The 26,882-nt window shown below is 50.6% G+C and carries 23 protein-coding genes and 1 pseudogene; 9 read left to right on the forward strand and 15 right to left on the reverse strand.

All coding sequences use genetic code 11. From position 1 onward, the window contains the following. The first annotated feature begins 115 nt into the window (after positions 1–115). Complete coding sequence (locus KW808_RS14495) at positions 116–1,855, forward strand: cytochrome b/b6 domain-containing protein (protein ID WP_003862738.1); 1,740 nt, start codon at positions 116–118, stop codon at positions 1,853–1,855. A gap of 315 nt (positions 1,856–2,170) precedes the next feature. On the opposite strand, the gene KW808_RS14500 is transcribed toward KW808_RS14495, so the two are convergent. From KW808_RS14500 to KW808_RS14535, 8 genes are all read right to left on the reverse strand, one after another. Next, positions 2,171–3,199, reverse strand: coding sequence for an ATP-binding cassette domain-containing protein (locus KW808_RS14500; RefSeq protein ID WP_046552203.1), 1,029 nt, complete (start codon positions 3,197–3,199; stop codon positions 2,171–2,173). Beyond that, on the reverse strand, positions 3,190–3,834 hold the full coding sequence (locus tag KW808_RS14505; RefSeq protein ID WP_003862735.1) for an energy-coupling factor transporter transmembrane component T family protein: 645 nt from the start codon (positions 3,832–3,834) through the stop codon (positions 3,190–3,192). The genes KW808_RS14500 and KW808_RS14505 overlap by 10 nt, the downstream gene beginning before the upstream one ends. A 2-nt stretch (positions 3,835–3,836) precedes the next feature. Beyond that, positions 3,837–4,589: a hypothetical protein gene (locus KW808_RS14510; protein WP_003853500.1), complete on the reverse strand. Its 753-nt coding sequence runs from the start codon at positions 4,587–4,589 to the stop codon at positions 3,837–3,839. A gap of 113 nt (positions 4,590–4,702) precedes the next feature. Continuing rightward, the gene (locus KW808_RS14515) at positions 4,703–5,698 is read right to left on the reverse strand and encodes a hypothetical protein (protein ID WP_003862732.1); all 996 of its coding nucleotides are present in this window, start codon (positions 5,696–5,698) and stop codon (positions 4,703–4,705) included. Beyond that, positions 5,695–6,366, reverse strand: coding sequence for a hypothetical protein (locus KW808_RS14520; RefSeq protein WP_003862730.1), 672 nt, complete (start codon positions 6,364–6,366; stop codon positions 5,695–5,697). Before KW808_RS14520 ends, KW808_RS14515 begins: the two co-directional genes overlap by 4 nt. Beyond that, positions 6,363–10,448: an ALF repeat-containing protein gene (locus KW808_RS14525; RefSeq protein ID WP_003862728.1), complete on the reverse strand. Its 4,086-nt coding sequence runs from the start codon at positions 10,446–10,448 to the stop codon at positions 6,363–6,365. The genes KW808_RS14520 and KW808_RS14525 overlap by 4 nt, the downstream gene beginning before the upstream one ends. Beyond that, on the reverse strand, positions 10,448–11,311 hold the full coding sequence (locus tag KW808_RS14530; RefSeq protein WP_157677922.1) for an AbfB domain-containing protein: 864 nt from the start codon (positions 11,309–11,311) through the stop codon (positions 10,448–10,450). The genes KW808_RS14525 and KW808_RS14530 overlap by 1 nt, the downstream gene beginning before the upstream one ends. Continuing rightward, positions 11,304–12,581 carry an LGFP repeat-containing protein gene (locus KW808_RS14535; protein ID WP_143854321.1) on the reverse strand — a complete coding sequence of 426 codons (1,278 nt, stop codon included), beginning with the start codon at positions 12,579–12,581 and terminating at the stop codon, positions 11,304–11,306. Before KW808_RS14535 ends, KW808_RS14530 begins: the two co-directional genes overlap by 8 nt. A gap of 326 nt (positions 12,582–12,907) precedes the next feature. Here KW808_RS14535 and KW808_RS14540 point away from each other — a divergent pair, with 326 nt between their 5' ends. Beyond that, a complete protein-coding gene (locus KW808_RS14540; protein WP_143854322.1) occupies positions 12,908–13,666 on the forward strand; it encodes a hypothetical protein in 759 nt (252 codons plus the stop codon). 203 nt (positions 13,667–13,869) lie between these two features. On the opposite strand, the gene KW808_RS14545 is transcribed toward KW808_RS14540, so the two are convergent. Further along, positions 13,870–14,862, reverse strand: coding sequence for a YbjN domain-containing protein (locus KW808_RS14545; protein WP_003862721.1), 993 nt, complete (start codon positions 14,860–14,862; stop codon positions 13,870–13,872). Positions 14,863–15,470: 608 nt separating this feature from the next. Between KW808_RS14545 and KW808_RS14550 the strand changes: the two genes are divergently transcribed. After that, complete coding sequence (locus KW808_RS14550) at positions 15,471–16,154, forward strand: hypothetical protein (RefSeq protein ID WP_003862717.1); 684 nt, start codon at positions 15,471–15,473, stop codon at positions 16,152–16,154. A gap of 39 nt (positions 16,155–16,193) precedes the next feature. Here the strand turns inward: KW808_RS14550 and KW808_RS14555 are convergent, their stop codons facing one another. Together KW808_RS14555 and KW808_RS14560 are read right to left on the reverse strand one after the other, a co-directional pair. Beyond that, a complete protein-coding gene (locus KW808_RS14555; RefSeq protein WP_003862716.1) occupies positions 16,194–17,120 on the reverse strand; it encodes a nucleoside hydrolase in 927 nt (308 codons plus the stop codon). Between the two features lie 1,495 nt (positions 17,121–18,615). Beyond that, the gene (locus tag KW808_RS14560; RefSeq protein WP_003862712.1) at positions 18,616–20,259 is read right to left on the reverse strand and encodes an LGFP repeat-containing protein; all 1,644 of its coding nucleotides are present in this window, start codon (positions 20,257–20,259) and stop codon (positions 18,616–18,618) included. A 401-nt stretch (positions 20,260–20,660) separates the two neighbouring features. Between KW808_RS14560 and KW808_RS14565 the strand changes: the two genes are divergently transcribed. From KW808_RS14565 to KW808_RS14575, 3 genes are read left to right on the forward strand one after another with little or no spacing between them, the layout of a single operon-like run. Then, the gene (locus KW808_RS14565) at positions 20,661–21,638 is read left to right on the forward strand and encodes an SPFH domain-containing protein (protein WP_003853495.1); all 978 of its coding nucleotides are present in this window, start codon (positions 20,661–20,663) and stop codon (positions 21,636–21,638) included. Between the two features lie 4 nt (positions 21,639–21,642). Beyond that, positions 21,643–21,837, forward strand: coding sequence for a type II toxin-antitoxin system antitoxin (locus tag KW808_RS14570; RefSeq protein WP_003862710.1), 195 nt, complete (start codon positions 21,643–21,645; stop codon positions 21,835–21,837). Then, positions 21,834–22,424: a DNA-3-methyladenine glycosylase I gene (locus KW808_RS14575; RefSeq protein WP_003862708.1), complete on the forward strand. Its 591-nt coding sequence runs from the start codon at positions 21,834–21,836 to the stop codon at positions 22,422–22,424. Before KW808_RS14570 ends, KW808_RS14575 begins: the two co-directional genes overlap by 4 nt. Here KW808_RS14575 and KW808_RS14580 read toward each other — a convergent pair. Then, on the reverse strand, positions 22,421–23,581 hold the full coding sequence (locus tag KW808_RS14580) for a globin domain-containing protein (protein ID WP_003862705.1): 1,161 nt from the start codon (positions 23,579–23,581) through the stop codon (positions 22,421–22,423). The two genes, KW808_RS14575 and KW808_RS14580, sit on opposite strands and share 4 nt — an antisense overlap. 260 nt (positions 23,582–23,841) lie before the next feature. On the opposite strand from KW808_RS14580, the gene KW808_RS14585 reads away from it, so the two are divergent. Both KW808_RS14585 and KW808_RS14590 read left to right on the forward strand, forming a co-directional pair. After that, on the forward strand, positions 23,842–24,447 hold the full coding sequence (locus tag KW808_RS14585) for a DUF1707 SHOCT-like domain-containing protein (protein ID WP_003862703.1): 606 nt from the start codon (positions 23,842–23,844) through the stop codon (positions 24,445–24,447). A gap of 101 nt (positions 24,448–24,548) precedes the next feature. After that, positions 24,549–25,175 (forward strand): NADPH-dependent F420 reductase, encoded by a 627-nt coding sequence (locus KW808_RS14590; protein ID WP_003862701.1) that lies wholly within the window; start codon positions 24,549–24,551, stop codon positions 25,173–25,175. Here KW808_RS14590 and KW808_RS14595 read toward each other — a convergent pair. The 3 genes and pseudogenes from KW808_RS14595 to KW808_RS14605 form a co-directional block, all read right to left on the reverse strand. Continuing rightward, positions 25,162–25,728 carry a PRD domain-containing protein gene (locus KW808_RS14595; protein ID WP_499652272.1) on the reverse strand — a complete coding sequence of 189 codons (567 nt, stop codon included), beginning with the start codon at positions 25,726–25,728 and terminating at the stop codon, positions 25,162–25,164. The genes KW808_RS14590 and KW808_RS14595 overlap by 14 nt on opposite strands. Before the next feature lie 149 nt (positions 25,729–25,877). After that, complete coding sequence (locus tag KW808_RS14600) at positions 25,878–25,955, reverse strand: CAT RNA binding domain-containing protein (protein ID WP_306556817.1); 78 nt, start codon at positions 25,953–25,955, stop codon at positions 25,878–25,880. A gap of 24 nt (positions 25,956–25,979) precedes the next feature. Beyond that, positions 25,980–26,653, reverse strand: a pseudogene (locus tag KW808_RS14605) (family 1 glycosylhydrolase); the annotation flags it as partial. Here KW808_RS14605 and KW808_RS14610 point away from each other — a divergent pair. Next, positions 26,639–26,818, forward strand: a complete 180-nt coding sequence (locus tag KW808_RS14610) for an ABC transporter ATP-binding protein (protein WP_003862692.1) — start codon at positions 26,639–26,641, stop codon at positions 26,816–26,818. The pseudogene KW808_RS14605 and the gene KW808_RS14610 overlap by 15 nt on opposite strands. Positions 26,819–26,882 lie beyond the last annotated feature (64 nt).

Consider the following 26,882-nt stretch of genomic DNA (forward strand, 5'->3'; position numbering starts at 1 on the left):
CAGTATGAAACAAACCAGCTCACGATATGGAATTTCACCAAATGCAAACTACCCTAAATACCAAAGACAGACAGTGACAGCCCCTTCGAGAATGCAGCAAGAGACGACACCTCCTATGGACGGCACCTCGCCACAGAACAAAATTTCCACCACTCCCCCAGCGCCAGGAAATGCTATTCCTGCACCTGGAGGCGCCATTCCTACACCAGCGAAAACTGAGCAGGACGCAGTACCTCCAACTGTGGCGGCGAAACTACCCGTACCTGGAAGTTCTATTCCAGCACCCGGTAGAGCATTGCCAACTCCAGTGGCTCCGGGAGGTTCCGTCCCAGCTCCGGGAGCGTCCGCACCTGCGGTTCCTAACGTTCCTGCAGCTCCCGGCGCTGCTGTTCCAGCTCCGGGAACCTCGATCCCGGCAGCACCTAGTGCCCCAGGCAGTGCAATTCCAACACCAGGCACAGCAATCCCTGTGCCTGGAAGTGCAACTCCTGTCCCAGCACCTGGGGTTAGTGCACCTGGCGCAAGCGTTCCAAGCATTCCAGTACCAGGATCTGTCACCCCACCTGCACCAGGAATTTCCGCACCTGGCGGTGCACTTCCGACTCCTGGCAGTGCGCTCCCAACACCTGGCGGTGCCCTTCCGACTCCAGGTGAGGCACTTCCCGTTCCCGGAGCACCTGGTGCACCCGGAGCATCCGGAATCCCAAGTCCTGGCCTTCCAACCCCAGGTGTCCCAACTCCCGGAGCTTCCTTACCAGTCCCAGGAGCACCAGGCGCACCTGGAGCCCCAAGCATTCCCGCAGCTCCCGGCATTCCAGCACCAGGAATTCCGGCAGCACCAGGAGCCCCTGCCCAAGCTGCTGCTCACGCAAAGCCAGTATTCCAAGATGCAGAGAAACGACCTCGCACAGATGAAGCTGGAAATGCGAAGAAGGAACTGCCGCTGAGAGTTCGGTTGGCGCAGCCAATTACACGTAAGCAGTGGGCAATGACTCTTGGTGTCCTGGTTCTCGGAGCAATTGTCGTGGCTGCAATCGCGGTGGTCCTTACCAAATGGGCGTTTACCACGGAGTGGTTGCAGGACTTCGTCGAGAAGTATCCGGGTAAATATGACAACCCCGAAGGTGCGCCAGTAGGAATTCCAACGTGGCTGAGTTGGCAGCACTTCTTCAACATGTTCTTCATGGTGTTGATTATCAAGACGGGCATTGAGATCAATAGAACCCGCAGGCCAAAGGGTTATTGGACGCCGAAAAAGGGTGGCAAGAAGATCTCCTTGACGTTGTGGATCCACCTGGTTTTGGATTTGTTGTGGATCATCAACGGTGCGGTGTTCATCATTTTGTTGTTCGCGACAGGTCAGTGGATGCGCATTGTTCCAACTAGTTGGGATGTGTTCCCGAACGCGCTGAGTGCTGGTTTGCAGTATGTGTCGTTGGATTGGCCGACTGAGAATGGTTGGGCGAATTACAACAGTTTGCAGGAGCTGACGTACTTCTTCACTGTCTTTATTGCGGCACCGTTGTCGATTGTGTCTGGTTTCCGGATGTCGAGTTACTGGCCTAAGAACAATGCGACGATGAATAAGTTGATCCCCATCGGGTTTGCTCGTGCGCTGCACATGCCGGTGATGGTGTATTACATCGTGTTCATCTGTATCCACGTGTTCTTGGTGTTGGCGACCGGCGCGTTGCGCAATTTCAACCATATGTATGCAGGTCAAGACGTTGTGAACTGGGTTGGTTTTGGCTGGTTCGTGGCGTCGTTGGTGGTGATCATTGGAGCATTTGTGGCCTTGCGTCCAACGATTATCGCTCCGGTGGCCAAGCTGTTTGGTCAGGTCACTGCCCGTTAAGCGAGATCCCTCATTGCCCTTCAGATGTAATTCTGAAGGGCCTTTTCTGTTGAGTGCTCATCTAACGGGTCGAAGTCATGAGATGAGCTCTTTGTATAGCTTGGGTGCGTTCAGCCCCTTAGACGCGATTCTGAGAGGTCACTTCTTTTGGATCCGTAGGTAGATTCCTGACTGCACCAGACCACAGTGCCCACGAAGCCTCGAAACCCAAAACTTGGGCATCTGTGACCGGTATCGAGGGCGATAAAACAAACCACAGTGCCCACGAACTCGGAAAACCCGATCCGTGGGCACTGTGGTTTGGTCCAAAGAAACCTAGAGCCCCATTTCCTTCACTATCGCGTATTCAGCTACCTCTGCCACGAAGGTTTCATCATGGCAGGTCAGGATTATCGCTCCCCCATTCCCCAAAAAATCAGCAAAGCGCTGGTGGATGGCGTTTCGGCCGCCGATATCAAGGCCAACGTCGGGTTCATCAGCAAGCAAAACTTCCGGGTTATTACCCAGGGCTGCGTCGCATTGGGCAAGGCGGAGTTCGCGTTGCGATAAATCCAGCGGATGTTCTTCACTGTTATTGCCTGGTACCCACTGCGCCACGGTTGCATCAATCACTTGGTCGGCCGCATTTTGCAGCATCAATTCAGTGCCAGGTTCATTGGCGAGACCACGCAGGAGTGTGGATTTTCCAGAACCATTGGGACCCCGCAACCACAGCACTTGACCTGCAGAAACAGTAATATCCAGGGGGTCGATCTGAAACTGTGGTTGGGGTTCGTTGAATTGCCACCAGCGTCGGCGTTGTTGCCCGCGGGTTCCTGTAATTTCCGAAAATGTTCGAGAAGTGCCGGAAAATTCCACCCGCGCAGGCAGGGACAGCCCCTCCAAGTCCCCTAAGTACACAGTCGGCGCGTCGAGCCACCGTTTGTGTGCAGCGACGATGACATCGCCCTCATATGATTCCAACATTGTGATGAGTTGGGCTCGCGAGGAGGTATCAAGACCGGAGAAGGGGTCGTCGAGAAGCATCGTTGGTGCCTCTAAGATGGCGACAGTGCCGATCGCCAGCCGCCGGGTTTGCCCGCCGGAAAGTTGTGCAGGTGCGCGGTCGAGCAGATTTTCTAGGCCAAGCCCGATTTTTCGGACCCGTTCCCACATCTGAGCAGGTGCGATGCCGCGTTGTTCCAGCCCAAAGGCCAGTTCCTCCGCAACTGTTGCGCGCAGGTAGGTGATATGCGCGCGCGGGTCGGCGGTCAGCATCACCGCTCCGGGCGTTTCCCGGTAGCGTTTTTCCAATTCCCGCGTGAGCCCGGAGCCGGACGGTCCGACGATTTGAGTTAGAGCCACCACGCCATCCCGACTGCCAAAAGCGGCAGCAACCAGCGACAATGCTTTTCGACGCGCCCCTCCACCACATCAATCAACACCGTACGCGGCCCCGGCCTGTCCAGCCCCGCGACCTCCAAAGGAATCGCACGTGCGGCACCGGCACTAAGTAGATGTGTAATCAGTGGCAAACCCACATATTTCACCGCGCGCACGGGACCTTTGATGCTGCGCCCGCGCAAAGCATTGGCATCTCGAACCATCGCCAAGGTCTGTTTGCCCTGCGGAATCATCTGCAGCGCGGAGCCCACTATATACGCCAGCTTGGGCCAGCGATACAGTGATTTCACCAGCTCAGGGATAGTAATCGCCGTGGCGGCAAGAAGGAAAATAGACATCAACGCACTAAAACGCACCGTCAACGTCAACGCAATCAACCAGCCGTCGGAAGAATACGGCATGTGAATCAGCGCCATCGAGGCCAACACGGGAACTGATAACAACGCCGTTGAAGCCAACACAGATACATTGCGCACCCGAATCATCGCCACGACCTGCGCGATGATGATCACGGCGATGCTTAAACCAAGCTTATTAACGCCCAGCACCACGATCCACATGCTGAATGCGCCAATGATCCATGTCAAAGGATTCATATTTAAGCGACGTCCTCCGGAACCCGCTGCGGAGCCAATGCCCTGGTGGTGCGCTTGGGTAGCGACTTGACCACCACAAACACGATGAGCATAACAATGGCCTTATCCAAAGGATCGGAAATAAACGACTGCCACGTCACCGATGCGAGCAAAGAATTACCCATTTCGCGGAAGAGGCTGACCACCGCGCCAGTTCCCACACCTGCGGTTCCGCCATACACAAACGCCGCTACCGGAGCCGCCACAGCACCCGTGATCAAACCAATGACCGCACCAGAAATAACGGTGGCAAAGATGTTCTTAAACGCACCCTTTTTAATCACCACACCAGTCAACCAACCAGTCAGCGCGGAACCTGCAGCAAACGGCAACGCCAGCGGATTGAACAACGCCCACACCACAGAACTTAAAGCACCTGTTGCCAAACCAGCACTAGGACCAGCCAGAGCTGCGACCAGCACAGTTCCCACCGCATCTAAATACAGCGGAATGACAAAAGAACCAGTGACTTGGCCTAACAAAATATTGAGCACCAAAGCCACAGGAATGATCGCAATGGTCCTGGCTGGAAGCGTAGGCAGCACACCAACCAACAACGCGATCGTGCCGGCAACATAGCCCACCAACGTGATCAACGCTTCCGTGGAACCACCCACTGATTCCCAATCAGTAGGCCTGACCAAGACCAAATACAGCCAGGTAGCAGCGATGAGTAGGCCACCAAACGCGACCGAAATTTTAGATGAGCGTGACATAGTAATCCCCATGCAGATCGTCGAATGCAAAAACAAGCCAGCAGTATGTCACCTCGTGCTGGCGGAAACGATTTGAAAGTATAGCGGACTAGCGCATATTTCTCTGCATAGCGCTAGAATTTTCCACTTTCAATCAGTTTCCGGTTACGTTCTAAATCAATGGCCTGGAAGCGGTAATAATCCTCCAAGGGAATGCGCGGAGTAAAAGGATCTTTAATAAGATCCGGGCCACCAACGATGTACAGTAAAGATTCACCCTCATAAAAATTTGGATCATTCCACCGAATGCCATAAGTTTCTTCCAACCACTGGGAAACTAGGCGGGTATTGAAGAAATCCACAATGCGCTCTTGCCCGCGATGATCAAAGGGCAGTACTTTCAGGTAATCAGCTGAGGCCTCGGGATCCTTGTCATATTCTCGATAAGATGGCCCCAGATCAAATAACTTACGGAAACCTAAATCACAATACGATGGATAATCTTTAAGGATATGCTCTGGAACTTCCGCCCTCAGCGGAACATCTAGGCCCTCAAAACCAGGTAATCCATTTCCTGCGATTTCGTACCTATTCCAATTTAGACCTGGGACGTAGGAAGAATTTTCTGCGAAACGAGATGTCATAGTTGTCGAATAAACACCAACCACTAATCTATCGCCATACCAATGTGGACCGTATTCAATTCGTGGTTCGCGCAAGTCATATCGAATATGAATTTGAGCAATACCCAAGGGATCATTAAGTGGTGGACAACCATCTCTTTCAGCAACAGAACAGTATACCCCTTTACCAAGTTCAATATCCCGAGGCTCAACCGTGGGTTCAAAAATCATCGCAATCCACCCTGGTAACGCAACATCGATAAAAAAGAAGCGCTTGACATAATTCTGTGGCTGCAAAATCCTCAACCAGTCAGATGGAGAAGACTTTCCACTATAGAACTCACGGAACTGGATATCAGAACGCTCATCCTCAAAAAATGGATTCCGCCCCGGAGAGCTATTCCAATAGGAGGGATATTCTGACATCAGCCACCGCACATCATCCAGTGTGGCACGAATAAACAACATTTGCCGACCAGCGGGGTACGAATCAAAACTAAGAGTCATTTAGGCCTCACAGCACCATCGATAATCACAAAACGACCAGTAAGAAACTCAGGGTCTTGCAAGTCAATCCCCATCTCCATGCATAACGCATATAGTTTTTCATGATTAAATTTTTTCCAACCACGGCCTTCGTATGAGGGCTCACCAGGAAACTTGTAGGAAATATCATCGGAGAAGCTTGAATTAAACTTGCCACGAAAACGCTGCGCCCAGCGTTCACGAAGCTGGCCTCCAATGCGATAATCATAATGCCGAAAACTAACTGTTGGTGCTCCATTGCTCAATGTATAGTTGATCTGTATGGCCTCAGTCTTTCGTGCTACCCCGCTGTCTCTTAATGCGTTATGGAGAGGCCCAGAAAGGCTTGATTGTTCAATTGGAGCGCTGAAACACCATTGTGGGTTCTTTGTTTCAGAAATGACGTAAGTGACTTTCAATGGCGTCTCTTGAAAACCCTCCAACCATGTTTTAGGTGATCCCAGCTGCGGAGCCATAACAGGAGGAACGACATTACGTGGGTCCACGGATTGTGCAAAAGACCACCACGCCTCCAAAGCTTCCTCCAGGCTCCATTTCACCAATTCAAAAGACGGGTCAAAATGGCCTTCCGTACCTGCAAGAAGAATTGGCTTGAGCCCTTTAGGGATCTTCTCCTCTGAATCCTTCATGACGCTTTTTCCATCGTAGTTAAGCCCTTCAGAAGTGCTTCTTGATCAGCAATAAAATCTGTCAATGCCTTCTGTGCAGAATCTGACATTTTAGAGGTCTCCATCTTGAACAACACTACTGCGGCATTCGGATTCGCGTGGAGAAAGTGCTGAGCGTGAGAAACCTCACGACCACTACGAGGACGATCAAACTCATAGGAAACGCCATAATTGTACTGAGTGATCGTGGGGTTGTTGGTCGCATCAGCATTACCTTTAGTGAAAATTTGTACGTCAGGGCGCTTCTTTCCCACAAACCCTAAAATGTTTCCGATCTTAAGTAACAACCCTTGATCAATTCTGACATCCATATTGCTCTTTCCACCGACCCCTAGATGAGTTTGGGCAATTATTGATGCATAGGAGTTTTGCGCTGGGTCACCTCCCACGCTTCGGCGTTTCAGTTTGCCTCCCAGAAATTCCTTATTTTTTGTTCCGCTCAAAAGAAGTTTCTCATCTATAGAAACTGCCTTCGGATCTTTCTTCGCAGAGGACACCGCACGGCCAAAGCCATCCTTTAACTGAATGTTTTGCATGACTTCGTTAGTACTGTCTTTGACCAGATCATTCAGTCTTTCAACTTCCTTGCCTTCCAGGGGCTTCGGAACGAGCAGATTTCCTTCACGTTTGAGTACTACTGGATTTTCCAACCCAGAAGAAGGAATCCAATTAGCTACAAGGCTGAAATCTTCCTTCGTCTCCAACTCTGCTGCATCAACCCGATAAACCCGTCCAGCATCTCTGTCCGGATCAAAGCCCGATGGAACACATCCCGAATCTGCCATTGGGGCGGCCATCGCTGTGCGTGGAGTGATCCCACACGAGGCACCGCTGAACCTATTTTCTTCATAAGCCCTACGCTGTTGCTTCGCATCATTAAACCGCTCGAAAATCCTCCCAGACTTCCGAATCAAATCACGAATCACCGGTGCCGATTTCGCTAGCTTCGCAATTTTACCAATAGGTAACGCACCCGCAGCAGCCCACAAACAGGCACCAAAGTCACCACCAACACAATCAATAATGTCAGTAACCCCAATAAGATCCAACACAAGATCAGAAGCAGCAGGACCGATTTCTTCCCTAATGATCTGCCATAAATCAACTTCAGGTTCTAACTCACCATCAAGAACAGCATCCTGGATACCCATATCAGAACTGTTATGCATCTGGGTGGAATAGGCATACATTCGATCCGCCGCAGCCTGCGCTGCGGTAGCATCTTCTTGCGCATTAAGCGCAGATTCTCGAGCAGAAGCCGCAGCGACCTGGGCCTGCGATGAAGATTCACGAGCGGATGCTGCATATTGACCTGCAGCAACAGCATGAGTTTGTGCTGTGCGCGCATCATTTTCTGCCCGCCCTGCAGCCGCAGCTGCTCTCTGCCCATGCATCCGAGCAGTCTCAAGGTGCCCTTTAGCAACATCTAACAAGTTTCTCGCTGACGCAGCCGATCGGGCTGCATCTTCAGCATGCCCACGCGCGATCCCTGCATACTCATCAGCACGAGCAGCATCAACAAGAGCTTGAGCATGCACTACTTCTGCACTCGCAGCAGCTTCTTTAGCGACAGAGACTAACTCACTAATCACCTCATGAAGCCCTGCCACCTGCGCATCAGTAGCTTCTAAAGCCATATCGGCATGAAGAGCAGCAGGGCGGGTATAAAACAGATACTCCAAACGGTCGTTATCAGACCCTCTGATTGCTACTTCCGCCGCCATTGTTGAATGTGGCCCTAAAGTATCCAAGCTGTTATAAGCAGTAATCCGCGCATCTGTTGCCATGCCCTGGACAACACCAGCACTAAGATAAGACTCCATCTGCTCAACGGACTGTGATGCAAGTGCATCCTGTCCCCAACTAATAGCCACATCAAAAACAGGATCAGACCCAGCCTGAACTAGAAGATCATTTTGGGCACCAAAGCTATCAATGTAGCCTTGCACCTGTGCGCTCAAACTAGGAAGCCTCAGGTGTTCTAATTCCACACTCAAGAAATGGTGAATGTCTTCTTCGGAAGAATCCACCACTTCCCCTGCACGCAGAGACACAGCCTCATCACCGTGCTCCCACCAATACTGCGCTTCACTTTGCTCATACTGAGCAAACGCAAACTGATAACTGCTCAGCGAAAAATCGAAGATCGCCTCATCAGTACCTGCAGATAGAGCTACTGCAGCAGCACCGCGTACTGGTTCTGGAGCAAATTGCAATAAATCAACGGTTAAGTCATAAAGCTCACCAGCATGATCTTCAAGATCGACCTCAAAATCTTCAACAAGCTCGACGATCCGATCACCGGATTCATGCCAATTCTTATGCGCTTCGTCTTCTGCTTGTTGCTCCTGATCGAGCGTGTACTGAGCTAGAGCGTTCGCCTCAGCTTGGGCGATGCGTTTGTCACGTTCTTGCTCAAAAAGAGCCACTTGAGCTGCATCAGCAAGATCAGAAACCTGCAGCGCCAAGGCTGCAGTCGCTTCAGCAGCATTCGCTGCTTGTTGTGCGTTGCTAGCCGCTTCACCTGCTTTTTGTGCAGCGACAGAGCTATCACCTGCGTGAGCAACTGCCTCATATGCTGACTGGGCAGCAAGAGTTGCCTGGGTTTGCGCTTCAGTGGCAGCCGCTTGAACTTCACTGACGGTGTTATCAACTTCAATAATCAAACTGTTAACACGCTGTGATGCCGCCCGGGCGCGGTCTGCTGCCGCACGCGCCACTGCAGCACCTTCTCGTGCTTCCGCAGCTGCCTGCTCGCTCATACCAGCGGCTTCAGAGGCCTGTTGCGCTGCATCAGCTGCAGCGCCTGCGTTACCCGCAGCATTTAATGCAGCAACACTGGCATTATTAGCTTGAAACTGCGTTGCTGCTGTCTGTCCAGCAATAACAGTAAGGTCCTTGGCCAAACCACCAAGACGTTCCGCTTCTTCTGCTGCCTGCCGTGCTTGGGCTGCCACTTGAGAATCCCCATATGCAGCTGCAGCGAACTGTTGTGTCGTCGCGGCCCATTGCTGCGCCTTCGCTGCACCAGTAGCTGCACGATTCATTGCTTGTGCTGTACGAATCATGGCTGATTGAGCCTCATCAGCCGCAGCTACTGCCTCATCTGCTGCTTGTCCAGCCAATCTTGCGAGCTCACCGGCTTGACGTGCCCCGGCTTCCGCTCTTTGTACAGCCTGCCCAGCTGCTAATGCATGATCACGGGATCTTTCTGTGGCAAGCCGTGCAGCTTCAGCCGAGCGCTCTGCTTGTTTGCCGAACTCTACAGCATCGTTATAAGCATCAAGTGCAGCATCAGTTTCGCCCCTTACCTGATCAACTAACACGGCAATATCAAGTACTTCTTGATCTGCAGCAGCTGCGACGAACTGACCAAACTCCAAAAACTCGGTCACAACTTGATCCGAACCGCTTGTCAATGCATGGTGTGCGCCAGCAGCTACCGATGGCAATGGTGAGGCAGCCAACTCATACAGTGCACGACGTTGATCATGGATCTGTGCTTCAAGCTGTCCAGCGGAAACAAATTCTGTGATCGCGTGATCACCACCGGCCAAGGCTTCCTGTGCCCATTGGGTAACCACATCATGAGGATCGCCTTGGCTTAAGGCAGTTACCTCAACACGATCATCTTCTAACTGGAATGACTCCCACCCGGAATCAATAAACGTAATCATCTCATCTACATCACCTCCCTGGAGGATCCGCATTGCTTCTTGCCCTGTTGTTTCACCAGTAACTTTCACCAAGAAAGCAAGAATACGTTCTAGGTCAGCTTGCTGGGCTTGTTCGTATCCGCCCTCAACAAAATCCCCCAGACCTGCTCCGTGATCGGCCAAAGCTTCCGCACCAGCGGCTGCAACGTTAGGCAACGGCCCCAACACAGCATTAACCGCAAGTTGTCTCGCTATTGGCGACCCACTTTGTGCACGCGCTTGTGGAATCTCGTGGGTAAATACCGCACTGAGAAACACAGCAAGAGCGACAATAAAACTGACAATGAAGTGGGAACTGGTTTTCAATCCGCGTTGTACAGATGTCATTACTGTGGATCCGCCAATCCACGATCTAATCGCCACAGACCATTGTTAGATGACGCCGTTCTCAATGTCACTGAGCCAAGAATGTCGTTTTCTAACCAGCGCCCAGTCCCATCAGCAACCTGCAACCGAACCTGGGTGGAACTCGCATGAGTAACACACCATGTCGCTCGATTTGCTACCGTATTCATGGTTCGGATGACACCACCACCAGAGGCGGCTGCTGCTTGCAGGTACATCCCCGGATACGCTGCGCTTTGAAAACTGACACAAGAATCATCAGAAAGACCTGGTTGTACAACGAAAGAGGCATCTAAACGGTCTTCAAACCCGCTGTTTTGTCCCACTGACTTCAACTTTGCTTTGTCATCAAAGACATCAAATCCCAGTGTTCCTGAAGATAGGAAACCACTTTGATAGAAAGACACCGAGGCGCCGTCTTCGATAACTCCTTGTCCCTGCCCTGAGGTCGATGATGGAGTACCGACCATCATCTCAATGACTCTCGACCGAGAACGATCAACATCAAGGGTGCGAACTGTGCCAGCCTTAATTGTTTCCTGCCAAAATACGCTGCCTTCAACCAGCCTGAAGGCAATCACGACATCAAAAGAAGATCGGTTGTAGACTCCATATACTTTTTCAATATCGGTTCTGATCCACCCGGTTCCAGTCGTTTCAAAACAAACCGACCCACCAGGATTAGACGTATCAAGTTGAATTTGAGCACGACCATAATTACAGGTAGTCGCTGCGATGCCGCCATCACCGTCCTCCGCAGCAACTGCAGGTGTCACCAACACGGCCACAGCCGTTAATGCACTAAGCATGCCCAGGCCTAGTCGCGTGCCTAATCGTTTACTCATGATCATTAACCTCGCATCCTGAAGGGGCGCATTCTTCCAGTGGAAGAAGCTCAGATGCTTCAGTTGGCTTCTGTGTTCGTCTCATTGGCGATATGGCTTGCTGCTGAGCTGAAGCAGATGGTTCAGCTACATCCGCAAGGAGGGTGTCGTCAATACCTTCTACTAGGTAAACCGTATTCATATTGTCAGTTTCAATGAGAATATTGCTGCCCATATTCGCCCAGGACATGGCACCGATACGCCGATTGTTAAACGGACCAGACCACTGTGCATCAGCAATAGGACCAAATGACTCCACTGTCATTGCCACCCAGGATCTAGAAGGCTCTAATGTCTCGAAAAGGATTTGAGAGGCGGAGTTAGGAAACACAAGATCAACGTCCGAACTTCTGCTTTGAATAACATTAAACTTAAACGTTGTTGTTCGACCGGCCCCCTCAGGGGAACCTTCCAAGGTTGTAAGAGCAAAACCATCATCAGAGATGGTGGAAATCTCTACTGTTTCTTCCAACCCACCCATAGCTTGAAGCTGGCACGTCGACCCGACCCAGATTCTCTCAGGACAACTGGAATACGGAAAGACACTGGAAAACATCCGCTTGACATGCTGATTTACCCCTTCTGGCCCTAGATGTGCAGTTTTCGAACCAGCAGTAAAATCGACGGGGAAAACAGGAACAACCACCCGATAACTAGAATGTGGTTTCTTATCACTTAACGGAAGTGGAGTCATACTCCGTAGCGCCACACGAACATCGCCATGTTCAAAATGCTGAAGACCAGTGACATCAACGAGGTCGAGTTCTGGATCAGATGTCGGTAATCCCAACAGCGAGTTTTCCCACCCCTGGGCACTCCAGTATTGTTTAATCGCTCCAGACACCGGATGCGCCCCAGTTTCAGGACTCCAGTAAATCGATCCTCCCTCAAAATGATTAAACCGCCCCGTTCGCTGCGGAAGTGCGGTTTCATCAGTTGTGGGGTAGCCAAGGTAGCCTTGCTCCCAGTCGTTTTCTTCCCATTTTGACCGGATTAGTCCACCGACTTGGCGCGCAACACCACCTGAGACATCAGGATTCCAAAAAATTGATGCATCGTTGTAAAAGTGTTGATTTGTTCCACCCCGTGCTCCGGGAGTTTCATCGCTGATGGCATCTCCCCACACAGCATGTCCGCCTAGGCGCACATACGTTTCTTCGATAGCCCCACGAATCCATCTGCCGTGGAACACATCCGCGATAGCTGTAGGTACGGCTAGTAGTGTTGCCACCACTATGGTTACTAGGACAGTGCTATAGAAAGCATTCCTTTTTTTCCGGTAATTCCCCATAGTTACCGGACAGTATCATTGGAGTAACCTGTGTGCTGGTCGGAAATTAGATTATACACATCCTTTACCCGCTAACAGGGGTGTTTATTTTGCACAGCGCAGGAAAACACCTTAATCAGCCTCTTCCCATGCACAACTTTCGCACCTCTGGTAACAATAAACTGTAATGAGACTGTGAATTTTCCTTGAGCTCTTCCCTAAGATTGCACAAAAGAGTAGAAATAATGCGCCTAAATTACCGATGTGCTGTAGCCACTATCCTTCCCATGACACTATTTACACTCACAGCATGCAGCGGTGACAGTGCCGCCACCAAGGCAGGTGAAACGGCTGAAACCACAAGCAGTGTGTCTTCTGAAAGCACCTCATCTGAGCAACCTTCGACTGCTCCCCTTTCAGAAATCATTGTGGATGCATCGGTGGCACCGGTTGGATTTGAATACATTCCTCCTGCTGCAGAAGGTGAACCATCATTGGCTGAGCTTTTGGGGGCAGAGGATCCTGAAGCTGGTCTACCCATTGACATCAACACATTTAATCCACCACAATGCGCAGGTGTCCACATGGATTCACTGACCGTCTTGGACTGGATGATGGAACCAACTGACACCACGGCGACCGCCAGTTATGCCAATCCAAACAATGATAATGAAGCTATCTTTGTAAAAGTCACCTCGAGCCCAGCAGACCCAGAAACGTTCCCTGCAGATATGAGCGAGTGCGCCGAGATTTCTCGTGATATGTCAGGTGACGGTGAACAAGGCACTTTGTACTACGCAGCATCACCTGCTGATTTTTCCGTCGATGGTGCAGAGGTATTGGTGGCTGCACATGTGTCACTCACTGGTGCGAGCATGAGCGGTATTCCACTGGAGGCCGAAGGTATTGGTCAGGGCTTCCACCTGGTTACCGCAACTGTTGATGATTTAACGTTTACAATCGCTGCCGCGGATACTCTTGCTGTTGATGCGGTGTCCACTATTGCTCATGAGCAGGCAGCGCGCATCGCTGCAGCCCGCAGCTAAACGCCGCGCGCTTGGGTGGCGGGCGACGTCGATAAGCGTGCTTTTACCTCAGCCTAACCTCTAGCACACACCACAACAGCTTCTTGCCTGAAAAGTCCCCGATGATGCCGTGAAAACGATGGCACAATTCGTGTCACTGCCAACGGGTGTACTGAAAAACTCTTAAGCGAATTGTGTCCCTTCCAGAATACTAATGTGACTGATCAGTTCTGTGCACGATAAGCCACGGTCAAACACACTTCAGCTGTCCACTTACTGGTATTCAGCAGGAAAGATTCTAATTGCTCATCGCTAAGACCAGCGGGAAGATCGAGCCTTGCCTCCGCAAATACGCCCGAGCGTGCACCATTTTCAATCTCTTCGGTAAACACTGTCACCAATACGTGTGCCTCAGTGAATTGATTACACAACTCTAGAAGCTTCTGCATCTGCTTTTTCGACGACACCTTCATGCCAGTACCTGACGATACTGCTAGCGTCTGACGAGCCCGCCCATCACCGCCATTCGTTAGCCATGCGCTTACTCGCTGTCCCATCAGTTGGAACTCAACAAATCCATCTCTTTTTACCAAGCCTTCGGCTGAGAGTGACCCCAAGGTTGCATAGATTCTCTCCAGATCCACAACCTGCGTAGGTTCATCAATCAAGCCAAAAGGATTTCCCTCCGCACGCTGCTGCGCATCAAATTCAAAAGGAACATCTGAAGGCTGTGGTTCCTGCAATACAATTTGCTCGGGTGCAAACTTTGGCCAGGTCTGAGCACACCACGACACAAAGGTCTGGGAAACTTCAGTCATACAATAATGAACAAACTCAGTAGCTTGCTCCCAACTAACACCTGCGCCCGAGAACAGAAACTCGCGAGCTTGAACGATAACTCCCTTGGACTCAACAAGCTCAAGAAGCACCTGCAAGTCTCGGGTAGGGCTATTAAATTCATTGACGATTTTGAGATGATCCTGCAACTTTTTTGCAGGAAGGTATGCATGCCATACAAATACTGCCTCTACACAGGAAGTCACTGCATCCATGCGGAAAGTTACCGTCAAACCTGGCTGGCGCACAATAAGGGCAATCCCGTTATCAGTCACTGACATGTCATGGCTATAACCCAACACCAGCAAAGCCATTTGCACAGGCTTCATCTTCATACCTTGCAATGCGCTATTTAGATTTTCAGACATGTTCTCAGACATAAAACTACCAATTTCCCTCATCGACTACGACACATTTAGGTGTCGCTAGAATTTTCCACTTTCAATTAATGCCTTATGGCGTTCCAGTTCAATAGCTTGGAAACGATAGTAGTTCTCTATCGGAACACGCGGAGTAAAAGGTTTCTTAATAGCATCAAGCGAGGTCTCCGCCCCCTTGCCATAATAAGGCGTCATAACAGATGGAACGACATTTCGTAGATCCAATAATTGCGCAAATGGCCATCCGTGCCCTCAAGAAGAATCGGCTTGAGACCTTTTGGGATCTTGCTTAGAACTTCACTCATTTACTACTCCGTTCATCCTTCGACTGGCCTCTATCCTCAAAAGTCCACGTCACACGTATTTTAGGAACGCTATCATTTCGATTTACTGAATGCAGTTTGAAAAGAACTTTGATATTCCATGCCACCCCGACAAAGGGGGAGCATTTTCAGCTGTTCAAAAATCTTTAAAATTCCCAGTTAGAATATGTATACAATCTTGCTTTGTCGCCAAACAATAACTAGATCAAAAGCGCTATAGGTTCTAGTTCAGATTTCACGCCACACGGCGACCTACCTCCTGAACTCTCCAGAATTGAGAACCCCATGTCCGTAGCACCTGAAACTTTCCGCAATAATCTTTTTCCTGAAATCAATGCAACTTTAGAATTTCGTGGACTCACTTATGTCTTTTTCGAGCAGTTCTCCCTGCCTACTGCAGAGCAACTAGACCTGATCCAATCAACGCTTCCGGGCTGGTCGCTTATTACTTGGGGCTGGTGGAACGACGATGCTGATATTGAAGATCAAGATATCGAGGGGATCACTGAAGAGGGTGATAGCTTTGAGGATTTCTCAGAGGAAAATCAGACTGTCGCTTTAACTACGTTTGGCCTCAATGCTGAGGGTCTACCTCTTGGTGATCGCCAACTTCAACCCATCGACACTGCTGCAGAGCTTGAGCAGATTTTCCCGGAGGGTGACAATTGGGGCTTAGTGGCAATTAGCTGCCCGAATTGGCGTACTGTTTCTGCTTGCGAGTGGCGTGGCTGCATGAATGTTGCAGAGCCAGATGAAATGGCCTTAACGCTTAAGAAGTGGCAAGACAATTGGGGTATAGAAGCTCTGGCTTTTGGCGGTGAGGAAGATGATGCTGATTTATTAGTGCGTATCCCGGCAGAGCATGAAGCTAATTTAGAAATGTACTCGGCTTTGAGAGTTGCTGCTGATCAAGTAACCATCTTTAAAGATGACAATCTCGGCCAGCTGGCTAACCTGTGGTTTGACTAATTTCCCAGGACAATTCTAGGAATGGTGTTTCACACCCACCTATTCACGAGGTTCAAATACTCCCTCCACTGCTCTTAAAAGTTCGGCATGGGCACCGCTGATATCTGCAGATTCGATGAGGTGAGCGTTTGCTGGACGCCCCCAATGACCACGGATATCTGCAACAGTGGTGCCTCGCATGAGCGCAGAGTCCGCCTCGACATCAATAGTGGTATCGCGTCCTTGGTATTCAATTTTATCTAAGGCGATCATACAGGTGAGAAGGTCATGTATCTGGGCAAGATATCCTTCTCCTTGCGCTTCATGGAATTCAAAGTAGAAGCGGAGCATCTCGGGGAGAAATTGTGCAATGGGGGCGGAATCCAGGACGCTGATAAGCGCAGACAAACTCTCCGAGTTCAAGGTAAATTGTTCTGTTACCCCGAGTGAGCACACCTTGATGGGGTGCTCTGCCTGTGCAAAGGCTTGTTTTGCGGCGTGTGGATCTACCCAAGTATTCCATTCCGCGGTTGGCGTGGTATTCCCAGGATAAAGGTATGCACCACCCATTAACGTGGTGTTTTTAATCGGACCAAATGCGGCGAGGTTGGTGGCGGGGCCGGTAACGATCAACCTGGTAGCTGTGTTGCTGAGGTGTTCTTTCCACAGCTGCTTCCAGTCGATCTGGGAAATTTCGACGTGACCTGGGTTTATATAGCCAAGGCCGTGGTCGCCGTGCGTTTCGGGAGTAGTCACTAGCGACACGCGCTTTGGTTCAGATTGTCCTGAACAGACTGGGATGTCTGGTAATCCGCACTGGTTCAACACCCATCTGGTGTTAATGGCGGTTTGTTTCACATCTACATTTCCTGCGGTGGTCGTTGCTCCAAAAAGTTGGATTTCACCACGTTTATGCAAAGCAGCCAGGTAGATCAGGGCGAGGGCGTCGTCGATGCCGGTGTCGCAGTCGATGAGAACAGGAATCATGTCTCACGAGCTTAGTGTTTTCTGGTTTTGGGGTTGGGTCCTAGTTGGGGTCTAGTGCTGGATAGGCTCCTTGGTGGACTAACTGCCATAGCAGCCCATAAGGGGGAAAGAATGTGCGAAAATCCGTCTCCAACAAGGGGGAAACCGAGGATGAGAAGCTGATCAGCAACCTTTCAGGTTTCACTTCTGCCCCACTGGCAACAATATGAGCACCGCCTAGATTCGCCTCTAAGCGCCCGAACGAATCCCTTTTATGCTTAAGCCACACTAGAAACCCAACCCCTTAAATCGCCTTCTACCCCTGATATGTAAGCCTCAAAGCCATAATTCAACGAGACTTCATCGATATCACTTGAGCCGAATTGCCAGCAAGGAGATGCAACTCTACCTGCTCTGCGACCCAAGAATTACCATTTAATACACTGCCATCCATCAAACCAAGCTCATCACAGCCTTGCTTCGCAAACTCAGGATTTCCGAAAATACGAGCAACGGGAACATCTCCAACTACTGATTAGCGTTCTCATATGCATCCCCTGCGCAGGATTAATCTCAGCACCATGAGAACTATCGGTGTCTTTCACCATCACATGTACCTTATACCGGTAAAAAGTACAGTAAAGAAACCCGACACATAACGCCAAAGGTTTTCTTTAGCCCCAACCCTGATTTTACAGACCCAGAGACACCCACTACTTCCATGCGAAAACCACCCTGCACACAGCAAGGTGGCTTCAACGAGAAGTGTACAAGGTACTTAACTTACGGGTGTACTGCACTGGTGAAAATCCTCAATCGTCTGTAACGACGATGATCTCCCAACCACTACCCACCCCTCATCCAACTCACTCACATCACCATAAGTTGTCGTCAGTTGATGCGCTTGAGCATCTTTTCCACTCACCCAGGCAGTAACAAGGAGCTCAAATCATCGAATACTTCTTAATCAATCTTCTTGTCCTTGTATGGCGAAGCGGAGTGCTAGTGATCGTCTTAACGAATAGGAAAAACCTGACACAATCATCCCCAGACCTAAAAAAAGGAACAAATTGAGGAAAATATATGATCCATCAAGAAATGACCTGAAGTAAAGGAACAGCGGTAGACCTACCCCTATGTAACAAAAATCCACCCAACGCACACGAAGAGGAATAAATAGTAGAGGAATACCGGCTATAAGACCACTGAAACCAGCTATGTTCAAGATTCCTCCAAGTCGATTTAAATCGGAGAGAATTTCCGGATTGGTAAATTCAAGAACTAGACCCACAACGAAACTGACAAATTCCAACAGTGGTAAATTCCACCATTTCACTCGATAAAGCTTGCTATTTATAGTGGCTGGATTTGCGTCATTGTGTTTCTCATATGAGTTTAAGAACAAAGATCCCTCTTCTCATTTAGTACTGAGCCATTGTTCTGTATATCAGAGAAATAGGAGCTGTTTCTCATTGACGATCTACAGATGCCCCACCAGAGCATCTTGCACATGTCATCAATTCCCACCGTTAGCAAACCTTTGATAACCCTTTACAACTTGATACATCCCTTCAGCAATTGACCAACAATAACCTCTAGTAACAGATGTTCCATATGCTTCCCTACAGGCCGTTTTAAGATCTCTTCTGAGATTCGGATCACAGGAGTCAGCGCGGGTGCTATAGTCCCGATTTTGGTCGTAACATATATCGTGTGTTGCACAAGGTCCTCTGAAGTCTGCTACTCGATCCGTGTGGTTGAAGTTTTGAGTATCTTCACCCCACAAATCTTGCGAGACGCTGCAAAAATCGTGCAACCTACGTTCAGGGTGATTGGTGTCATATACATAGTTCACTGGGATACGAACTGGGGACACAATTCGCCATACTCTCCCTTTATAGGACCAGGTGGAGTTTTCTAAAGGGTCCCAAAGTTGAGTAGTGCGCAGCATCGGTTCTACTTGAGTAGTGGCCGATGACCCAGGGGGAATTTCAATTCCCAAAAATTCCTCTAGAAAGTTAAGATAGTCCAAGGAAACTTCACGATCACCCACCAATACAAGTTGATTTGATGTGAAATAGTCTCCGAGATTTAAGCTTTGGTTGCTGAAGTCTTGTCGAACATTGCTATCAGAATCTAGATATACGTCGGAAATAGGATACCCACGAGGACCGTTTTCTGCACCTTCTTGTTTCCACACTTGGAAAACGGCTCCATCAACTGCATGGGCTCCATAATTTGGGTGCCAATAGATTGCACCACTTTGGAATAGACCGAATCTACCCACACCGTCAGCTGTAACAGCTTCATCTGCGATAGGGAAACCGAGGTCACTCTCCGGACCACCCAGCTCAAGCCAACGATCCAAGATCAGCCCATTAATACTAGCAACCTGGAACCCGTCCACTACCGGACTGCGATACACTCGCCCACCCTGGAAAGTTTGCACCCATCCGTTCAACTCGCCATCAATTGGATTGGATCCTGATACTGGGACTTCACCACCAGTGGGATACCCCATCCACCCAGACTCCCAACCATTACGCTCCCACACCTGCGCACTGTAATTATTAACCGCATGCGCACCAGTAGAAGGATGCCAATAAATAAACCCAGCCATAAATCGCTGACGATACCCCTGACCATCAGGATTAAGCGCTTGGCCTTCAGTAGGCAACAACATCCACCCAAACTGGGACCCCTGCTGAATATAACGCTCTAAAATAGCACCACAGACCTGATAAGGCGACGGCCAAAACGTCTGACACGCCGCAGCCGCAGCAAGACCCCTCGCCTGCGGTTGGGACTGTTGCTGTGCAATAGCTATCTCAGCTTCATCAGCAGCGGCTTTATCAATAGTTGCTGGCAGCTCCACCTTATCTGACCACATCTGACCAGGAATAAGTTCATCATTAGGTGCACCAGAGTCTTGGGCTTGACGGATAGCCTCATGAATCTCAGCAATTTCTTCCTCCGTGTAGCCACCAACCCCATCAACAACAGGTGGGGTATCACCATCGTGGTGGAACTGTTGGACATAGGACTCTTGGTCTTCAGGTGTGACCACCTGAAGAGCTTGCCCCTGTGCCACAGGTGCTATACCACCTGTGACAAGAAGTGCTGCGGCAATCACACCTGCAGCCTTGGAAAACAGTTTCATTCACATATTCCTTTCGTCTCTATATAATGTGAACGAACTGACCCTAACCTGAAAACGTCATTAGTTCTGCGGATAAAACAGATAGTCATGTATTTTTACCCCCGTTATAGTCATGGCAAACAACACATAAAAAGGTAACTTTTGGCCACTGACTTTTGTGCCTATTCAGGGTATTTATGTGACTCCGCGAGCCAGGACCAAAAGCACCTGAAACATGAGGTAATCAAGGTTTTATTGTTCAAGCAGTTCACAAAAAGACCTCTCACGGTGGACGCGATTAGAACAAGCTCACTCCAGCATCACCCGCAAAAATCAGAAGACCCCTTTTAATGTGATATCACTTTCTGTTAAACTGATATCACATTCTTTTTCAGCACCCCAGACTTAAAAGGAGCACCACCATGAGCAGCATAGAAGAGCGCACTCCTGGAGCTGTCGCTACAGAACCAGTTGGACACGAGGGCGCACGCGTCAGTATTAATGAGAAGAAAGTGTGGTCTTTGGGCGCAGGTCCAGCAGCTTTCGCACTGCTCGCAATGATTGTGCTCATGATTGCCAGTGGAGTTTTCTTCGCTCAATCCATCAACACTTTAGAAAACGATGGCGGTGGAGCACTTGCGGTAACGGGACTGATTGCCAGCATCGTCGTTTTCACTGTTGCATTGGTGGTCACCATAACGTCGGTGAAGGTGGTCAGCCCTGGACATACTCTGACTGTGCAGTTCTTTGGACGCTACATCGGAACCCTGCGTCGGACTGGATTGTCCTTTGTTCCTCCATTGTCTGTGACAAAGAAAGTGTCCGTGAGGGTCCGAAACTTTGAAACCAACGAAGCCAAAGTTAACGATTACAACGGCAACCCCATCAACATTGCAGCGATCATCGTGTGGCAGGTAGCCGATACTGCACAGGCTAGCTTCTCCGTGGAAGATTTCGAAGAGTTCCTGCACCAGCAGGCCGAGTCCGCACTGCGTCACGTGGCAACCCAGCACCCCTATGATTCCCCAGTTGATGGTCGTGTTTCCTTGCGTGGCGCCACCGATGAGGTCAGTGAAGAACTCGCAGATGAGGTGGCACAACGTGCGGCTGTTGCAGGACTTGAAATCGTCGAAGCCCGCATCTCTTCTTTGAGTTACGCACCGGAAATTGCCCAGGCGATGCTGCAGCGCCAGCAGGCTTCCGCGATTGTTGATGCCCGCGAAAAGATCGTCGAGGGCGCTGTCACCATGGTGGAAACCGCACTTGACCAGCTTGAACAACGTGAAATCGTGGATTTGGATCCAGAGCGACGCGCCGCGATGGTTTCCAACCTGTTGGTTGTGTTGTGTTCCGACACCAATGCTCAGCCAATCGTCAACGCCGGTAGCCTCTACCAATAAGACAATGGCCCGCAAACAGGTGCCGCTGCGCCTTGATCCGGCAGTCTACGACGCAATCGCGAACTGGGCTACTGATGAAGCTCGCAGTACTAATGCACAAATTGAAATGATGCTCAGGGAACAATTGCGCAAGGCGGGTCGGCTGCCTAAAAATATTGGGGACATTCCGAAACCAGGCCGACCCAAGGAGAATCCATGAGTTCATTAATCGTTGGCGAGGACGGCCTCAGTCGCCCGAGTTGGGCTGCGCAAGATCCCCTGATGCGCGATTATTACGACACCGAGTGGGGCATGCCGATTCGCGATGAGCAGGGATTATTCGAAAGAATCAGTCTAGAAGCTTTTCAATCCGGGCTGTCCTGGGCGACGATTTTGCGCAAGCGCGATAATTTCCGCGCAGCTTTCGCTCAATTCAATCCGGAATTAGTCGCAAAATTCACCGACGCTGACATCGAACGCCTCATGGAGGATGCCGGCATCGTGCGCAACAAACGCAAGATTTTAGCCACCATCAACAATGCCAAAGCCACCCTTCAATTGCGTGAGAAGGGTGGCTTGGTGGATTTCGTGTGGAGTTTCAAACCTGCCAAAACCCCACAACCGGAGACCCTGGAGGAAATCCCGACGCAGTCGCCGGAATCAGTTGCGCTGTCAAAAGCGCTGAAGAAGGAAGGTTTTTCCTTCGTTGGTCCCACCACGATGTTTGCCCTCATGGAGGCCATAGGGATCATCGATACCCATTTGGTGGGCAGCCATCGCCGTGGAAGTTCTGGGGTGTGGGCTTAGGAAATCAGCCAGTCGTTTGGTGAGAACAGCTCGAAGTTCACATCGCGTGGCTGCTCTTCCAACGCTTCAATCTGGCCACGGACATTCTTCAAGAATTCCACGCCACCACACAGGTACACGGACGCACCTGATGGAATGCGGCCAGCGACCTCGAGCCACTGGTCGTTGTCGCGATAGAAGATTTCAAACGCAGCCTTAGGGAGCTTTTCGACGAGCCCCTGCACTTCCTCCACCTGCGCGTAGGTGGACTCGGCCTGGTCAGCATGCAAAACCACAACGTCACGCTCTGGATCCATGCCTGCGAGCATGCCTACCATTGGGGTGGAGCCGATGCCCTGGGAAATCAGCACAACTGGATTGGTGTCCTTGTTAAGAACCAGGTCGCCGGCCGCGATTGTGGCTTCAATCTTGTCACCAACGGATACGCGATCACGCAGGAATCCAGAAACCTCGCCGTTATCCTCAACCGCAATGCGATACTCGGAGCTGGAGCCGCCGAGCAAACTGTACTGGCGCAGCTGGCGGGCGCCGTCGTCAAGCACTACTCCGATGGAGGTGTACTGACCTGGCTCTGGGGCAACCAGCTCACCTGCCAGGGTGTATTCCCAGACGGTTGCGCTGAGCTGCTTCTTTGCAGTGACGGTGACTTCGCGGAAGACATCGCCAGGCTCCAGATCGTTGGAGGCGTAGAGGCTGTTCTCAAAACCGATGAGCACGTTAGCCATCATCCAGTACACGGCATCCCATGCTTCAGCGACAGGTGCGGTGACAGTTTCCGCTCCCAAAACCTCAACGATTGCGGCAAAAAGGTGATCGTGAACAATGTTGTACTGATCAGCAGTAATGCCGAGGGACACGTGCTTGTGACCAATACGGGACAGCAGCTGAACTGGGTCCGGAGCATCAGGAGTAACGAGCATGGTGGCAAACGTTGCAATCGAAGCCGCCAGCGCCTTCTGCTGATCGCCTTGCTTCTGATTGCCACGGTTGAAGGTGTTAGCGATCAATTCTGGGTGAGCCGCAAACATCTTGTTGTAGAAAACCGGCGTGATCTCATTAATCTTGCCGCCCACGAGAGGAAGCGTTGCTTTGATCACCTCTGCATGTTCTGCCGAGAGTGCGCTGCGATCAGTAATGGGCTGGGTGGAAACGATCAAGGGGTTTTCGCCTTTCCATGCTTCATGGGCTAATTTCTACGGATTTAATCTAATTAAATAAATCCCAGGATCCAAGCAATTTGGCCTTAATATGATGGCAATCACTAATTGGAAAAATGTTTAAACGGGCATTAAAAACGGATTCAACCGGGTTTAATGCCGTTTATCGCGATTTAATACAGGCCTACCCCCACTACCCCCATTCAGTTCAGGGAATCCCCGGATTTAAAACAATTAAAAACCCTCTAGAATGAGACATTATGGGCGAACAATTTCCAGGCGATAAAAACATCCGAGTCAGCGACACCGAAAGATCAGCAGCACTAGCAGCACTCGGCCAGTTCTACGCAGAAGGTCGCCTCTCCCTAGAAGAAACCGACGACCGCTGCGAAGCCGTCGCCGACGCCAAAACCCGCGGCGACCTCAACGCCATCTTCTACGATCTGCCCAACCAACAAATCGCAGTCGTCGACCGCTCCGAACAAACCTACACAGCCACCGAAGTTGCCGAACTCCACCGCAAAGGCGCACGCCCACGCGCCGGAATCCTCGGACTCACCACAGTTTTAGCCATCACCGGTACCGCTGCTTTCGCCAGCACCACAGCTTTTGCAACAGCACTTTTAGCCCTGATTCCGATCGTGTTCATCATGCTGTACGTGATGAAAATTGGTCCTGAATCCTGGCACGCACCAACACCTCGCCAACTTCAGCGAAAGCGCATGATCGAACTGCGTGAAAAGGAAAAACTCCGCGACATGGAGCTCAAAGCCCAGCGCAAGGAACGCACCCACGCATTAACCAACCGCGCGTTGGATGCTGCTGAAACTGCTTTCAACACCAAGCCCTGGAAGAAGAACAAATAGGGCTTTTGAGGTGTGTCGCGTGTGCGGACTGAAATAGTTTCCGCTTCAACTTGGTTGCTAAGGATAGGCTCCATAAAAATAACCAAAGGCGGAAAATTTCAATGTCACACACTAAGCCATCCATTGCCATCCTCGGTGCTGGCCGAGTGGGTTCTTCACTTGCCAGGTCAGCGGTCGCCGCAGGCTATGAGGTAAAGGTTGCTGGTTCAGGTGCTGTCGACAAAATCGCTCTTACCGCTGAGATCCTTATGCCCGGCGCGGTTCCAAGCACTGCTGACCAGGCTGTAAAGGATGCAGATATTGTGTTCTTGGCTGTTCCCCTGCATAAATTCCGCAGTGTCAATCCAGCCACTTTAGAGGGCAAGATCGTTATTGACACGATGAACCACTGGGTTCCGGTCAATGGTGAGTTGGAGGAAATTGATCAGGATCCGCGCAGCACTTCGGAGATTATTGCGGAGTTTTTCGCGGGATCAACCATGGTGAAGTCTTTTAACCACATTGGTTATCACGAGATTGAGCAGGATGCGGGTACCGGGCGTGCGATTGCGTATGCCACGAATGATGTGGATGCAGGTGCCCAGGTTGCACAGCTAATTAAGAGTTTTGGGTTTGTTCCTTTAAATATTGGCGCATTGGAAAACGGCCGTATTCTGGAACCTGGCCAAGAAGCTTTCGGCGCGCACCTTAATAAAGATTCGCGCCTAGAGCTTGTTAATCAGCGGTAGTACCTCGATCTTCAGCCAACCTCGCGACATGGAGCGCGAGGTAGGTTTGCTCGTCGGAGGAAAGCTCGGCACCCAATCGGAGACTGAGGATTTGGCTGAGTCTTTCCGCACATGCCACCGAATCCGGGTGGGAAATTTCTAGGCTGTTGCGCAGCACGGACATGCCGTCGTTTAGTTGGCCATCATGGTGAACTCGGACGAAAAAATAGCGCATGTGGGTGATAAATCGTGCGGCGTTGACGGATTGTCGGTCAAGGGTGATGCCAAACGAGGAATCGATTACCTCAAAGAGCTGCTCGAAAACACCAGTCATCACGTAGGTTTCTGCGAGGTCTTCCGTGTGAAAACCAGCATTAACCAGGTGTAATGAGATGGCTACAACTTCCGCTGGTGGCAGCGGAGGGATCCCTTTTTCAGCAAGCCAATTGTTGGTGCGTTCCAGGATCTCCGTTGCAAGACGAGTTTCCTCAGAATACAAATGATGCACTTCTGCGCTTAATGGGTTGGGTTTGGAGGTCAGCTCGGGTTCCAACTCATTACGTTTCACCTCCATTTGAAGGTGATCCGCCAACGCCACCACCGTGGTACTTCCGCCAGCAAGCTGACCATATGATCAGCGTCGCGGTTATTTTCTGGCACAAACACCTGCGCCACTTTGGACTAATCAATATCTTCACCTGGTTTTTTCTGGAAACCCACACCTCATCCGGTCAGTACCACCTCGGCACCGTCTTTCATGGCAAGCACAACATTATTGTTGAGCACTCTCAACCCTTTCACCGAAGTGACACCTACCTTTATTTCTTAGGATTCCAGGCTTTCGTCATTGGTGGCGATGACGTCGCGGCACCAACCAAAGGACTTCTTCTTGTAGCGCTTCAAGATTCCTGAGCCGCCGTCGTCGAGGTATTTGATGCGGTAGTCATCGTTTACTGTTGGGCCGGAGGGTCCGTCGATAAGCACGTCCTTTGCTCCTAGTCCGTTTTCGACGATGAACAGTGGCTTCTGCCAGCGCTCCCAGTAGTTGTTCAGGACGATGCGCAAACCGAGGGGATCAACTTGCCAACCCCATTCGGAAGCCGCGAGAGTGGGGCTGACCACTCCGCCGATGATGTTACCGCCACCGGTTGAGTAGTTTTCGGGGTTGTGGGCTTCACATACGGACATGTAATAGGAGAAGGAAATGAAATCGACGGTGTTTTTTAAGATCTCACGGTCTTCATCTGTGATGTCGATGGTGATACCCTTTCGCGGAATTTGCGCAGCAAGTAGCCTGGGTATTCGCCACGGACGTGAATATCGCCGAAGGCATAGTCCTCGTGGGACTTTTGCTGGGCGGTAAGTTGATCGCGTGGGTCCGGGGTAATGCCATAACGAGGAACGGCAATAATCATGCAACCGATCTGGTTTTGTGGGTCGATCTCATGAGCAATCTTAGTTGCCAAAGCACTTGCTACTCAATCATGGTAAACAGCCTGGTCGCAGTCCTTCACGATTCAAACTTTGCCTTCCGCTACGCCTTCCACCTGATCATCATAGAAGACGGTGAAGTAACAGCAGCCGGAGATCCCACAGAGATCGTCACTGCGGGACTGATCGAAGAAGTCTACAACGTCAAAGCCTGTGCATCCCAGACCCCGTGAACAGCAAACCGATGATCGTGCCACTGGAAAGATCTTAGGCAGCCGTGGGATTACACCCTTTTAG

The sequence above is a fragment of the [Brevibacterium] flavum genome, assembly GCF_019317305.1.
Lineage (GTDB): Bacteria > Actinomycetota > Actinomycetes > Mycobacteriales > Mycobacteriaceae > Corynebacterium > Corynebacterium glutamicum.

Coding starts and splice junctions, on each gene's coding strand:
- KW808_RS14495 (WP_003862738.1), top strand. CDS start 116: ATGGACGGCACCTCGCCACAGAACAAAATTTCCACCACTCCCCCAGCG.
- KW808_RS14505 (WP_003862735.1), bottom strand. CDS start 3,834: ATGAATCCTTTGACATGGATCATTGGCGCATTCAGCATGTGGATCGTG.
- KW808_RS14510 (WP_003853500.1), bottom strand. CDS start 4,589: ATGTCACGCTCATCTAAAATTTCGGTCGCGTTTGGTGGCCTACTCATC.
- KW808_RS14515 (WP_003862732.1), bottom strand. CDS start 5,698: ATGACTCTTAGTTTTGATTCGTACCCCGCTGGTCGGCAAATGTTGTTT.
- KW808_RS14520 (WP_003862730.1), bottom strand. CDS start 6,366: ATGAAGGATTCAGAGGAGAAGATCCCTAAAGGGCTCAAGCCAATTCTT.
- KW808_RS14525 (WP_003862728.1), bottom strand. CDS start 10,448: ATGACATCTGTACAACGCGGATTGAAAACCAGTTCCCACTTCATTGTC.
- KW808_RS14530 (WP_157677922.1), bottom strand. CDS start 11,311: ATGAGTAAACGATTAGGCACGCGACTAGGCCTGGGCATGCTTAGTGCA.
- KW808_RS14540 (WP_143854322.1), top strand. CDS start 12,908: ATGACACTATTTACACTCACAGCATGCAGCGGTGACAGTGCCGCCACC.
- KW808_RS14545 (WP_003862721.1), bottom strand. CDS start 14,862: ATGTCTGAGAACATGTCTGAAAATCTAAATAGCGCATTGCAAGGTATG.
- KW808_RS14550 (WP_003862717.1), top strand. CDS start 15,471: ATGTCCGTAGCACCTGAAACTTTCCGCAATAATCTTTTTCCTGAAATC.
- KW808_RS14555 (WP_003862716.1), bottom strand. CDS start 17,120: ATGATTCCTGTTCTCATCGACTGCGACACCGGCATCGACGACGCCCTC.
- KW808_RS14560 (WP_003862712.1), bottom strand. CDS start 20,259: ATGAAACTGTTTTCCAAGGCTGCAGGTGTGATTGCCGCAGCACTTCTT.
- KW808_RS14565 (WP_003853495.1), top strand. CDS start 20,661: ATGAGCAGCATAGAAGAGCGCACTCCTGGAGCTGTCGCTACAGAACCA.
- KW808_RS14570 (WP_003862710.1), top strand. CDS start 21,643: ATGGCCCGCAAACAGGTGCCGCTGCGCCTTGATCCGGCAGTCTACGAC.
- KW808_RS14575 (WP_003862708.1), top strand. CDS start 21,834: ATGAGTTCATTAATCGTTGGCGAGGACGGCCTCAGTCGCCCGAGTTGG.
- KW808_RS14585 (WP_003862703.1), top strand. CDS start 23,842: ATGGGCGAACAATTTCCAGGCGATAAAAACATCCGAGTCAGCGACACC.
- KW808_RS14590 (WP_003862701.1), top strand. CDS start 24,549: ATGTCACACACTAAGCCATCCATTGCCATCCTCGGTGCTGGCCGAGTG.
- KW808_RS14595 (WP_499652272.1), bottom strand. CDS start 25,728: ATGGAGGTGAAACGTAATGAGTTGGAACCCGAGCTGACCTCCAAACCC.
- KW808_RS14610 (WP_003862692.1), top strand. CDS start 26,639: ATGGTAAACAGCCTGGTCGCAGTCCTTCACGATTCAAACTTTGCCTTC.